The following is a 13,129-nucleotide window of genomic DNA, read 5'->3' on the forward strand; positions in this document are numbered from 1 at the left end:
CGACGCGTGCACGGGCTGCATCGCGTCAGTGTCCCACCTATCCGTCGCGCGCACTGCACCGAACTCCCGGCCGCTCGTGCTCAGCGCTGCGCCCCCGCCCCCGCAGCCTTGGCGGCGGCGAGGCGCGCGCGCACCTCGTCGAGCCAGTTGAGGACGTACGTGTACTGGCGCCCGGCGTCGCCGGGCGAGAGCGCACTGCGCCGTCGCGCCATGAGAAAACGCCGGCCATCGGGGGCGACGTCGTAGCGCGCGATCGCGATATTGCCGACGATATCGGCGGGGACGGTGAACAGGTCGCGGCGGCGCTGCACCTGCAGCGCGCCGCCGGCTAGCTGCATCTCGGCTGACACCAGCCGTTCCCGTCCGTCGATGTAAAACAACTCGCGCCCGTCACGCGACCACACCGGATCGCTCCCGCCTCCGGTGGAAATGGTGATGCGGGCGTCGGCCACGTTGGGAAAGGGGCGTACGTACACCTCGCTCGAGCCGGATTCGTCCGAGCGATACGCGAGCCAGCGCCCATCGGGCGAGAGTGCCGGGTGACGCTCGTCGGCGGGCGTCTCCACCAGCGGGCGCGCCACCCGCTCGCCGACGCGAAGCAGGCGGATATTGCCGCGGCTCACCGCCGAGGACGACGTACGATAGATCCATGCGCTCCCGTCGCCCGTGGCCAGCACGCTCGAGACGTCCGTGGTGTCCTGTACCTCGACCCGCGGGGCATCGCTCCCATCGGCCCGCTGACTTACGACCGACCACGGCGCCACTGACGCGTTGATGTAGGCCACCCGCTGGCCGTCCGGCGTCCAGATCGGGCGCTGCGGCCGCATATCGTCGCGCGTCAGCTTGCTGCGCGCCCCATCGGTGAGACTGCCAATCCACAGACCGGCCGCCGACGACTCGTATACTTCCGCCACCACCCGGCGACCATCGGGCGAGAGGCGCATGGACACGAAGTCGGCGCGCCAGCCGGTATCGGCCACCGTCACGGCACCGTCCCGTGAGAGCCAGACGAGCTCACTGAGATTCGGGCCCTTGCTCCCCGCGCGGTACACCAGGGTGCCGGTCGTCGAGAGCGCCAGATCCCACGTCGCGACGGTGACGCCATGCCAGACGTCCGTCGCCACCTCCACCTCAGGCCTGCCAATTGTCCGGGTCTGGGCGTCGAATGGCATGGCGACGAGGTGCCCATCCGCCCGCAGCACGATGAGGATTCCCGGGACCGGCACCCACGCCGCGACGCCGCGCGTCAGCACGCGATGCGGGGTGCCCGCGTCGAGTGAGGCGACCGCGATGTCGCGGGTGCTCATGTCCGTGGTGCTGCCATAGACCACGGAAAAAACCACGCCGCGTCCGTCGGCCAGCAGCTGCGGCGCCTGGTGGGACGCTTCGCGACGTGTGGTATCGACGCGAGTGACTGGTGCGGCTGCGCCGCCGGTCGCCGGAAAGCGCGCGATACCCTGCCGCGCGGACGTGTCGCTGACGTAGATGAACCCGTCGTGCCCCCATGATGCGGGACCCAGCCCCTTCCACTTGAGTCGGACCTCGGCGCTGCCGTCGAGATCCATCAGCCGTATCGTCCCCGAACTGGGCTCGAGCACCCCGATCCGCGTGCCGTTCGGGCCAAAGAACGGATCGCGCACATTGAACACGCCAGGGATTGGGCGCGCCTCGATCGCATGGCGCTCACGCAGCCACACCTGACTGTTCAACGATCCGGCGGCTCGCGCGACCATGGCGAGCCGGGAGCCGTCGGGTGCGATGGCCAGATGACCGGTGGTCTGCGAGGTGGTCGCATCCACGAGCGAGTCCGGCATGGCGATGGTGACGCGAAGCACCGGACCCTCCGTCGGCACCGGCCGCCGGAGGCTCCACGCGGCGACGGCGAGCGATGCGGCGGTCACGATGGCCATCCCGATGAGGCGCACGTCGCGCCATCGCGTGCGCGGGGAAGGACGGGGTGCGGACGCACGACCGCGCGTGCTTTCCTCGCGCAGCGCGTTCGCGAACTGGGCTGCGGTCGCCGGCCGATCGGCCGGCAGCTTCGCAAGCGCCGCCTCCACGGCATCCGCGACGTGCGCCGGCACGCGGTCGCGCACATCCAGGAGCGCGCGCGGTCGCTCGGTGAGCACGCGCGCCACGATGGATTGACTGTTCGGGCCGACGAACGGCGGCTCGCCGGCGAGCATCTCGTACGTCACCGCGCCGAGCGCGTAGATGTCGGCGCGCGCGTCGATCGCGCGTTCGCCCATGGCCTGCTCAGGGGCCATGTACTGGGGCGTGCCGAGGGAGAGGCCCGTCTGCGTCATGCGGCTGCCGCCGGCGTTGGTCACCGCGAGGGCGATGCCGAAGTCGGCGACGAGGGCGTGCTGATCCCCCGGCGCGCCCTGCAGCAGGATGTTCTCCGGCTTGATATCGCGGTGGATGACGCCGCGCTCGTGCGCGTATTGCAGCGCGCCGGCCACCTCGCGGGCCAACAGCACGGCATCCGCGATCGGCAGCTGCTTCTCGCGTTCCAATCGCGAGCGCAAGGTTTCGCCGTCGACGAACGGCATCACGTAGAACAGCTGCCCGGCCGCTTCGCCGCTATCAAACAGCGGCAGAATATGCGGATGCTGCAACGACGCCGTCGTTCGGATCTCGCTCAGAAACCGCTCGGCACCGAGCACCGCCGCGAGCTCGGGGTGGAGCACCTTGATGGCCACTTCACGCGCGTGCCGCACGTCGCGCGCGAGGTAGACGGTGGCCATGCCGCCGGCGCCGAGCTCGCGGAGGAGCTCGTAGCGGTCGCTCAGTGCGCTCCTCAGTGTGTCAGACATAGTCGGTCGTCTTCATCGGCTCGTCGCCCCCAACGCACGCACCTCCGCGAACCAGTTGCGCACCAGCACGAGACCCTCGCCCCGCACCGGATGCGTCAGCAGGAGGAGACCACCCCGACGACGCAGGGAAAACCCGCCGAGACCATCGGGTTCCACGGGGATCACTGCCCGCCGATCGATTACCCGGAGTGGATCGCCGCCGAGCTGCACCTCCTCCACTGATCCCGCACTACGGAAAACCAGACGCGTGCCATCGGAAGTCCACTCGGGCGTGTTGCCGCGCTTCGTCGAGACGCGCAGCCGATCGCCGCCGTCCGGGAAGCGCATGACGTACACCTGTGGCGTCGTCATCTCACCCGACTGGAAGGCGATCCATCGCCCGTTGGGCGAGAGTCGCGGGTACGTCTCATTGGCCGCGCTGGCCGCAATGGGCCGGACGCGGTCTGGCGCACCAACTGGGGCCGCCGGATCGACCACGAAGATGTCACGCGACGTCGAGCCGAACGGACGGGCGGTCGTCGGCGGGTTGCCGGGGTAGGTGCGGATGAGAATGCGTCCTCCCGGTGCGTATGCCGCGTCGGCTACGTTGTTGGTGCCCAGTTTCGCATTCGCCAGCACGAGCGTCGGGGGCGCGCTGGCATCCGCCAGGCGCTCGGCGACCCCGGCATCGGTCACGTAGAGAATGCGATGACCGTCAGGCGACCACGACGGCCGGATGTTCTGGCCGCCGGTGGCGATGACCCGGCGGGATCGGCTCCGCAGGTCGAGCACGACGATATCGACTCCGGGCAGCGTGTCGGTTCCGACAGCGCGACCTGGCACGGCCGCGCGGCGCTGCGCCAAGACGACCTGCGATTCGTCGGGGGAGAGGGCGAAGCTTTCGACGACCGCCTCCAAACGAAGCGAGTCCTCGACTTCGTTTGTCGCCGAGAGCCAGTACAGCCGATCGGTGCTGTCGGCCGGCGCCGGGGCGTAGGCCAGTGTGCCGTCATCGCCGATGGCCACCTGCGGACGAATGTCGCTGGTGCCGAGATAGCCGCGCGCGATGTGCACTCGCATCAGCGGCGTGGCCGGGCCGGTGAGGTGCAGCGTCTCAAGATCGAACGGGGCGATGAGCATCGTGCCGTCGTTCTGCACGTAGGCCAGATGACCCGTCGGCAGCACGCGGCCCCACACCGCTCGCACGATCGGGACGGACTTCCCGTCGGCGCGCCGCCACGCCGTCAGCATGGCCGACTCGGGATCGAGCTGGGCGAGCGCATAGGTCTCTCCGTTCAGTCGGCGAATGACCGAAAAGAGCAGCCCCGAGCCGTCTGGCAGCGGGCTCAGGGCATCCCGAACGATCGCCCGATCCTGAGGCAACAGGGTGTCCACGGCGCCGGCAAGCGTCCAGCGGATGATGCGACTGTTCGCGGCGAGATAGAGCGACGAGGAATCGGCCCATGTGGCGTCGGTATACTCCGACGGAATGGTCTGGGCCTGTCCGGTGGCGAGCGTGATGACCTTGAACGTGCGATCAACATGAGCGAGCAGGCGTCGACCATCGGGTGAGAGGCGCGGCGCACTGGCGCCGTCGGTACCCGGTACGGACGTCGGCTCAAGCGCCGAGAGCGATTGGAGCCAGATGCTGCGCTTGCCGCCGCCGTCAAGGGCGCCAACGAAGGCGAGGTGCGAGCCGCGGGCGGCGAGGTCGATGCCTTCGCTTTCCAGAGACGGTGCGTACGAGGCCGGCGCAAGGGACATGCGCACACGGGTGACGGCATCCTGGTGCTCGCTGCCCGAGGGCGTTCGAAGCCAACGCGCCATCAGACCGAGCGTCGAAATGGCGAAGGCGATGGTTGCCATTCGCCAGCCGAGAGCGGTGCGTGTGAACATACCGCCGGTCTGCGCGGGCGCAGATGCACCTCGCTTCGCGGTGGGCGACGCCGAACGCCCCTCCAACTGATCGGCGAATGCGCGCGCCGATGCCGGTCGATCGGCCGGCAGCTTCTCGAGCGCGTGGTGCACCGCGTCCGCGACGTGCGCTGGCACGTTGCGTCGCAGCACATCAAGGCGTTGCGGCTCGGTGCTCATGACCTTCGCGACGATGGCCTGACTCGTGGGCCCCGTGAAGGGCGGTTCGCCGGCGATCATCTCGTAGGTCACCGCCCCGAGCGCGTAGATGTCGGCGCGCGCATCGATGGTGCGCTCGCCCATGGCCTGCTCGGGGGCCATGTACTGGGGCGTGCCGAGGGAGAGGCCCGTCTGCGTCATGCGGCTGCCGCCGGCATTCGTCACGGCGAGGGCGATGCCGAAGTCGGCGACCAACGCATGGCCGCCCTGCAGCAGAATGTTTTCGGGCTTGATGTCGCGATGAATGACGCCGCGGTCGTGCGCATACTGGAGCGCGTCGGCGACCTCGCGCGCCAACAGCACCGCATCGGCAATCGGCAGCTGCTTCTCGCGCTCCAAGCGCGATCGCAGTGTTTCCCCGTCGACGAACGGCATGACGTAGAACAGCTGCCCGGCCGCTTCGCCGCTATCGAACAGCGGCAGGATGTGCGGGTGCTGCAGACTCGCCGTCGTGCGGATTTCGCTCAGGAACCGCTCGGCGCCGAGCACGGCGGCGAGCTCCGGGTGCAGCACCTTGATGGCCACCTCACGCGCATGGCGCACGTCGCGCGCGAGATACACGGTGGCCATGCCGCCGGCGCCGAGCTCGCGGAGGAGCTCGTAGCGGTCGGCAAAGGCCGCGCGGAGACGGTCGGGAAGCATGCGGCGTCAGCGAGGGCGGGGAAGGGCCTGCTGCTTGAGGATCAAGCGCTCGCGGGCGTCGCCGCCGACCTGCAGCGGGCGGGCGAGCAGGATGCGGCCATCCGGGAACAGGTCGTACAGTTCGCCGATCTGGCCGTTGAATCCGGCGGCGTTCCCGCGCATGACCGGTACCGATTTGCCGAACGTGACGACGGCGCCAGGACTGACCGCCACCCGCATAAGATCGTTGAACACGTTGCGATAGAACAGGCTGCGGCTATCGCGCGACCACCTAGGCGATCGGCCGCTTCGCCCATCTGACACGCGGAAGCGCTGGCGGTCCACGTCGGGGAAGGGGTGCACGTCGACATATGTCGCGCTCCCCTCCTCCCGGGTAATTGCGATCCAGTGTCCATCGGGGGAGAGGGCGAACTCGCGCTCGCGTTCCGGGGTGCGCACGAGTGGGCGCAGCGTGGTATCGCCGGTGAGCGACGTGATGAAGAGATCCTCGTTGCCGAGCACAACCAGCGTCTTCCCGTCCGACGCCATACGTGTCATGGACGTGCGGGACAACGGAAAGGTTCTCACGAGTCGCGGGCCGCGACTTCCATCGGCGGGCGTCACGAACAGCTGCCGCCGATCGGTCTGGCGGACGAAATAGATCAGCGAGCCGTCGGTCGACCAGAACGGATCCCACGCGTCAGTGGCGATGCGGCGGATGCTGGTGTTGTCCAGGCGCAGCTGTTCGAGGCCGACATCCTGCCCAAGGGGCTCTCGCAGCGCGATCAACGTCTCGCCGCGCGGATCCAGCTCGAACCCGCGCGGATAGCGACCGTTGAACGCCGAGTCGAGATGCGTCGTAACGTCATCGCGCGCCACCATCACGAGCTCCTGTTGCACGCCCGCATGGACGCCCGCGATGTATCCGATCAGGCCGTCGGGACCACTGACCACATCGGCACTGCCCAGCGCGGACAGTTGAACGCCGTCAGCCACGGGTACAGCCGCCCCGGTCACCTGCAGCGACGGCACGTCGAAGGGAGCGGCGACCAGTGTCCCATCGGCCAGCAACGTGAGCAGATGGCCGGGTGCGGCATACCAGGCTGCCGCGCCTTTCATGAGCACGCGATGGGATCGAGTTCTTGCGTCCCAGACGCCAATCTGCCGATTCTCCACATCGGCGGTCTTGTTGACGATGGTGAAGAGCACACCGCGGCCACCCGGTAACGCCGAGGGGAGCGTATGGAAGAGTTCACCCGCGCTCGTATCCGGCGTGGTCACGGGCTCGGGGACGCTGCGGGCGGCCGCGCGGACGCGGTGAATGCCGGAGCCAAACATCCGGCGCACGACGTACAGCCAGCCATCGTCGCTCCAGGCCACACCGCTATCGTCCAGCAGTGAGTCGGCCACGGTCATGCTGCTGTTGGTGCTGAGATCGACGATGCGCAACGCGCCGCCGGGAAGCCGCGTGATATAGGCGAGGCGGGGTGACCCGTCGGGTGCGAAGGTCGGATTGAGCGCGCCTTCGGTGCCGGGAATTCGCGTTCCGGTGAGCCGATTGAGCGGTCGCTGCCACAGCTGTCCGAGCCCCCGGCCGCCTGGGCCAGGACCGAAGTAGACGAGCGTGCGACCGTCGGGAGAGATGGCGAGCCGGCGCGGGCGATTGGTCACCGATGGGGCGGGCAGCAGCCCCTCGCTGTCCGGAAGCGCCACCGCGACCTGCAGCGGGACCGCGTCGACCGATGGGCGCGCGCGTAGCGCACTCCAGAGGCCGAACGCCACGGCAATTGCCGCCGTGATGTAGGCGATCGTCAATGTCGGTGCACGTGACGGGACCGCCGCCGCGCGCCCGCTCATCTGATGCGCCGGTGCCATCGCACGCCCCTCGAGCACCTCGGCGAACTGCCGCGCCGAGGCGAACCGATCGGCGGGAAGCCTTTCGAGGGCGTGATGCACCGCCTGTGCGACGGCCGCCGGGACATTGCGCCGCAGGGTATCGAGGCGTGGCGCATCGGTACTCAGCACTTTCGCCACGATCGCCTGACTCGTGGGCCCTGTGAACGGCGGCTCGCCGGCCAGCATTTCGTACGTCACGGCGCCCAGTGCGTAGACATCGGCGCGCGCATCGATGGCACGCTCGCCCATCGCCTGTTCCGGCGCCATGTACTGCGGCGTGCCCAAGCTCAAGCCCGTCTGCGTCATGCGCGCGCCGCCCGCATTCGTGACGGCGAGCGCAATGCCGAAGTCGGCGACGAGCGCGTGCCCGCCCTGCAGCAGAATGTTTTCGGGCTTGATGTCGCGATGGATGACCCAGCGGTCGTGCGCATACTGGAGTGCGTCGGCCACTTCGCGCGCGAGTTGCACCGCGTCGGCGATGGGGAGCTGCTTCTCGCGCTCCAAGCGCGACCGCAGCGTTTCGCCGTCGACGTACGGCATCACGTAGAACAGCTGCCCCGCCGCCTCCCCGCTGTCGAAGAGCGGCAGGATATGCGGATGCTGCAGACTCGCCGTCGTGCGGATCTCGCTCAGAAACCGCTCGGCGCCGAGCACCGCGGCGAGCTCGGGGTGCAGCACCTTGATGGCCACTTCACGCGCGTGGCGCACGTCGCGCGCGAGGTACACGGTGGCCATGCCGCCGGCGCCGAGTTGGCGCAGCAACGTGTAGCGGTCCTGCAGGGCGGTGACCAGCGGCTCCGGGGCACTCATCGTTCCACAACATGCACCGCTCACACCGGGTTCGCACGACGTGAGGAGCCCGTGACACGCGGGTGGGCGCTATCGGCGCTGCTGGTGCTGAGTCGTCGCCGGCACGCTGATGGCGCGCAGGTCACGTGACCGGCGCTCAGAGCACCCGCCACCACGGGACCGCCACCACCTTCTCCCCCAACGTCATCGTGTCGTGTCCACCGTGCAGGAGCAGCCCTCCCACGGCGATATCCGCGTACTCGGCGAGGAAGGCTCGGAGACCGGCGGTGTCTCCTACGCCCGGCGAGCGCGTCGCCTTGACCTCGATCGCGAGCACTCGGCCATCTGGTTGCTCCACGACGAAATCCACTTCGCGCTGCGTCGCCGCCGTGCGCCAGTGATGGATCATCGGTCGCTGGGAGCGCGCCTGACTCCACGCGAGCAGATCCTGCAGGACCAGGTTCTCGAGGTGCGCCCCTGTGGGGGCCGGTGATCCGGACAGATGGAGCGCCATCGCGGTGTCGGACCAGTACAGGCGCGGTCGATGTGTGAGTCGACTGGTCCGGTTCACGCTGTAGGCCGGCACCCGAATCAACTGAAACGTCATGCTGAGCAGATCGAGCCACCGAGAGACCGTGGAGGTCGGAAGTCCGGTGGTTTGCGCCCACGCCGCCTGATGCTCCACCTGGCCAATGGCGGTACACGCCGCGCGCATGAGCCGAAGCAGATCGAACGGTCGATCGATCGCCGAGAGCGCGGGGATATCTCGCGCCACGAGGGCATCGATGTAGCCCTGCAGCCAGTCCGCCTGCTGATCGCGCGTGGCCGCGCCCAGGGCCAGGGGAACGTAGGCCGTGCGCGCGGCCAGCGCGGTCCAATCGTCCGGCTGGCCGCCGGCGGCGTCGAGGAGATCACGCCACGCATGCGGCGCGGCGTCGAACAGGAGATCCCAGCGACCGGCGCTGCCGTCACCGGCGCGTTCGCGACGGGTGAGCGGCCAGAGCGAGATGTAGGACGCACGTCCGGCGAGGGACTCCTGCACGCGCCGCATGCTCAGCAGGTTCGCCGATCCGGTCAGTACGAAGCGCCCCGGGCGGCGATCGCGGTCCACCGCACGCTTGATCGCGACGAGCAGCTCCGGGGCGCGCTGCACTTCATCGATCACGAGATGATCGCCGCGCGCGACCAACCCTTCCGGATCGCGTAGCGCCTGCTCGCGGGTGGCCAGATCGTCCAGCGTGAGCTGGGTGAAGTGCCGCGTGGCGTCGGCGTGACTCACCAGGGTGCTCTTGCCGGTCTGTCGGGCACCCATGATCACCGCCACGGGCTGGATGCCGAGCACGGCCGTGAGGTGCCGCTCAGCGAGCCGAGGGCGGTAGGGTTCGTTGTCCCGTAGCATGGGATAAAATATCCCGTGTCGTGGGACAATTTACAAGTCTATGAGCAGATATAGTTTAGGGCGAAGTTGGAGCCATGGGTCGGCACGACGGACTCATCGCGGAATCCAGTTCAGGATCCCGTTGATACGCCGTCGCGCCGTGGGCTCGCGCACCACCACGAAGCGCTCCCCGTCATCGCTGGCGCCGAGTCCGCGAATGGGGAGCTGCGTGCGGAACAGCAGTTGCGGTGCCCCATGCGTGAACGCTCCGCCGGTGGACACCGCCACCGACATGAGGGAATCGCCGATCGCGTAGACCACTTCTCGGTCGTTCCGCGTCCAACGGGGAAAGCGACCGCCGGCGGTGGAGAGCCGCACAACGGTGCTGTCGCTGCCGGTGCTGCGCACGTAGACCTCCGGATTGCCGGAGCGATCGGACACGTAGAGCAACCACTGCCCATCGGCGCTGAGTCGGGGCTGAGTCTCGGTCGTGGTCGGTCCGGCAATCCGTCGCGCCTGTTCGGGATGCGCCAGCGGCACGAGGTACAGATCGCGGTTCGTGTCGCTGCGTCCAATCGCCGACACGGCGGCGAGGGCGCCGTCGGCCGACACGCTCAGATCGTACAGGATGAGGTCGCGCATGCCGAGCACCGTATTGGGATCACGGCTGCCGTCGGCGGGCGCCGCGACGAAGGTCCGAATCCCGGCGCCCCCCGGATTGGCGGAGTAGGCCACCTCCCGCCCGCCCGGGAGCCATACGGGCGCCGTGTTAAGGGAGTCCCGCGTGAGCCGGAAGAGCGTCATGGAGGCGAGATTGACGGTCCAGATATCCGTACGCACCGAGAGATCCCCAATGCCGACCGCCAGCCACCGCCCGTCGGGGGAGAGCGTCGGACCGTAGTACTGGCCCAACGGCAGCGGCAGCGTGCGGCCAAGACCGGTTCGATCGAAGAGCGTCGCCTCGTTCGGCGAGGCATCGCTGGGGAGATACCAGACCGTCCCGTTTCGCGCGGCGGTGAGATACGAGCCGGCCACCAGCGGTGCCGCGGCGTCGGTGGCGAGTGTGATGGGATCGCCCGCAACACGGCTGGTCGTTCGGTCGAACGGGTAGGCGCGGATGATGTTGCCATCGCCCACGACGAGGTAACCGGCGTCGACCCAGCTGACGTTGCTGCCGCTCATGCCGAGCGGTCGCACCTCGCCGGCCTCGTTCACCAGCACCACCTCGAACTCCCGCCGCCGCCCGCGAATGGCCACGAGCTCGCGACCACCGGGGAGGAAGTGCGGCCGCAGCAGGCGTTCGGTGGAATCGCGCGGACTGACCCACGGCGTCGGCGCGCCACCCGAGGCTGGCAGGCGCATCAGCACCCCGTTGAGCGACAGTACGATCTGACCACGCTCGCTCCATGTCCCGCCGCTCGCGAGACCGACGACGGAATCGACCAGTACCTTGCGCGTGCCGGTACGGGTCACGAGCACGAGACGCGCGCAGCACTCGAGCCCGACGAGCTCCCGCCCATCGGGGGAGAAGAACGTCGTCCCGGTGGACGTCGCCCAGGGGATGGCACTGACCCGACGGAAGGCGGTGTCGGCCGCCTGGCGCTCACTGAGGAGGAACCCGCTCACCGAATTCTGCTCGTGCACGACCAGCCGGTTCCCGTCCGGGCTGACCATCACGCCGTTGGGCATGATGGCGTTGTCGAGCGTGACGCGCATCAGCGGCAGCGCCGCGGGGCTCGTCGCCGAGGAGCGCGTGGCGCGCGACGCTGCAAACGCGCCGACGCTCACGCCGAGTGCCACGCCGCCGAGGAGGAAGGGCAGGGCCGCTCGCCAACGGGACGCCGTCGAGCGAACACCGGCCGCGCGCCCGTGCGGTGTCGGTGCCGTTGTTCGACTGGTTCCCGCTTCGGCGCGCAGTTGCTCGGCAAACGCGCGCGCCGAAGGGAAGCGATCGGCGGGCAGTTTGGCCATGGCCGTCAGGACGGCGACATCCACCGGTTCCGGGACGGTCTCGCGCTGACTCGTCAGCGGTCGCGGGCGCTCGGTGAGCACGCGCGCGACGATCGCCTGACTCGTCGGCCCCGTGAACGGCGGCTCGCCGGCGAGCATCTCGTACGTCACCGCACCGAGTGCATAGACATCGGCCCGCGCATCGATGGTGCGTTCGCCCATCGCCTGCTCGGGGGCCATGTACTGCGGCGTACCCAGCGAGAGCCCGGTCTGCGTCATGCGGGCGCCGCCGGCGTTCGTGACGGCGAGCGCAATGCCGAAGTCGGCGACGAGCGCGTGCCCGCCCTGGAGCAGGATGTTCTCGGGCTTGATGTCGCGATGGATGATGCCGCGATCGTGCGCGTATTGGAGCGCATCGGCGACTTCTCTTGCCAGCAGCACGGCATCGGCAATCGGCAGCTGCTTTTCGCGCTCCAACCGCGAGCGCAGCGTTTCGCCATCCACGAACGGCATGACGTAGAACAGCTGCCCCGCCGCCTCGCCGCTGTCGAACAGCGGCAGGATGTGCGGATGCTGCAACGACGCCGTGGTGCGGATCTCGCTCAGGAACCGCTCGGCGCCAAGGACCGCCGCGAGCTCGGGGTGCAGCACCTTGATGGCCACTTCGCGCGCGTGGCGCACGTCGCGCGCGAGATACACGGTCGCCATGCCGCCCTGCCCGAGCTCGCGGAGCAGTTCATAGCGGTCGGCCAGGGCGGCGCGCAGTGCCTCGGGGAGTCTCATACGGCAGAACATGCACCGTCGAGCCCGCTCCTGCACGAATGGGCCCCGTCCACGCGCGCTGGTGCACGGCGTGGACCGGGCACGACGGGTTCACGCTCCTCGATGCCGATGCGACAGTCGCGAAGTACCCAGGGCCGGTGCGGACGGTGTAGGGGCAGGCCGATCGTTCGGCCGCATCACACTCGCTACGACGCCCGCTTCTCGAGGCGCTCGGCGATCCACACCTTGATGATGGACTGCCGCGTGACGCCGAGTCGCGCGGCTTCCTGATCGAGCGACTCGATCATCCACGCGGGGAAATCCACGTTCACGCGACGCGGGGCGAGCGCGGGGCGGCGCGCCGTGGACAGGTCCAGATCGTGCGTGAGATCGACGTCTCGCTCGAACTTGCGGTCAAAGTCCTTCGCCTTCATACAACGCGACCTCCTCAGCGCGCGATCGGCGCACCGAAATCAGACGAATGCGGTGCGCGCGATAGGTGATCACCGCCGACCACGCCACTCCGTCGATGCGTCCCACGACCAGCCAGCGCGGCTCGTCGGTGGTCCGAGCCTGCACCTCCAGCAGACGGTCGTCCCGCCAGAGCGCCTGCGCGGCCTCGAAGTCGATGCCGTGCTTGTCGCGGTTGCTGGCGCTCTTGAGGGGATCGAACTCGAATTCCACCGCATCTCCAGATTCGGTATAAAAAATATACCTTTCTTTGATCCGGTCAAGGGTCGCCGGTCCGGCTTACGGCTCGCGCGCGCGGCGAACATCCCGGGCGAGATACACGGTGGCCATGCCG

At 68.8% G+C, this 13,129-nt stretch carries 7 protein-coding genes; all 7 read right to left on the reverse strand.

All coding sequences use genetic code 11. The annotated features are described in order from the left end of the window. Positions 1-80: 80 nt before the first annotated feature. Complete coding sequence (locus K2R93_18405) at positions 81-2,816, reverse strand: protein kinase (GenBank protein ID MBY0491818.1); 2,736 nt, start codon at positions 2,814-2,816, stop codon at positions 81-83. 12 nt (positions 2,817-2,828) lie between these two features. Beyond that, complete coding sequence (locus K2R93_18410; protein MBY0491819.1) at positions 2,829-5,570, reverse strand: serine/threonine-protein kinase; 2,742 nt, start codon at positions 5,568-5,570, stop codon at positions 2,829-2,831. Positions 5,571-5,576: 6 nt separating this feature from the next. Continuing rightward, complete coding sequence (locus K2R93_18415; GenBank protein MBY0491820.1) at positions 5,577-8,255, reverse strand: protein kinase; 2,679 nt, start codon at positions 8,253-8,255, stop codon at positions 5,577-5,579. 136 nt (positions 8,256-8,391) lie between these two features. Then, positions 8,392-9,633: an ATP-binding protein gene (locus K2R93_18420; GenBank protein MBY0491821.1), complete on the reverse strand. Its 1,242-nt coding sequence runs from the start codon at positions 9,631-9,633 to the stop codon at positions 8,392-8,394. A 93-nt stretch (positions 9,634-9,726) separates the two neighbouring features. Next, a complete protein-coding gene (locus K2R93_18425; protein ID MBY0491822.1) occupies positions 9,727-12,345 on the reverse strand; it encodes a serine/threonine-protein kinase in 2,619 nt (872 codons plus the stop codon). Positions 12,346-12,530: 185 nt separating this feature from the next. Then, a complete protein-coding gene (locus K2R93_18430) occupies positions 12,531-12,758 on the reverse strand; it encodes a BrnA antitoxin family protein (GenBank protein MBY0491823.1) in 228 nt (75 codons plus the stop codon). Next, positions 12,739-13,008, reverse strand: coding sequence for a BrnT family toxin (locus tag K2R93_18435; protein ID MBY0491824.1), 270 nt, complete (start codon positions 13,006-13,008; stop codon positions 12,739-12,741). Before K2R93_18435 ends, K2R93_18430 begins: the two co-directional genes overlap by 20 nt. Positions 13,009-13,129 lie beyond the last annotated feature (121 nt).

This window comes from Gemmatimonadaceae bacterium (assembly GCA_019752115.1).
Classification (GTDB): Bacteria; Gemmatimonadota; Gemmatimonadetes; order Gemmatimonadales; family Gemmatimonadaceae; genus Gemmatimonas.

Bases quoted from the DNA above. Each gene is read 5' to 3' on its own strand.
- K2R93_18425 (MBY0491822.1), bottom strand. From the start codon at position 12,345: ATGAGACTCCCCGAGGCACTGCGCGCCGCCCTGGCCGACCGCTATGAA.
- K2R93_18415 (MBY0491820.1), bottom strand. From the start codon at position 8,255: ATGAGTGCCCCGGAGCCGCTGGTCACCGCCCTGCAGGACCGCTACACG.
- K2R93_18405 (MBY0491818.1), bottom strand. From the start codon at position 2,816: ATGTCTGACACACTGAGGAGCGCACTGAGCGACCGCTACGAGCTCCTC.
- K2R93_18430 (MBY0491823.1), bottom strand. From the start codon at position 12,758: ATGAAGGCGAAGGACTTTGACCGCAAGTTCGAGCGAGACGTCGATCTC.
- K2R93_18420 (MBY0491821.1), bottom strand. From the start codon at position 9,633: ATGCTACGGGACAACGAACCCTACCGCCCTCGGCTCGCTGAGCGGCAC.
- K2R93_18410 (MBY0491819.1), bottom strand. From the start codon at position 5,570: ATGCTTCCCGACCGTCTCCGCGCGGCCTTTGCCGACCGCTACGAGCTC.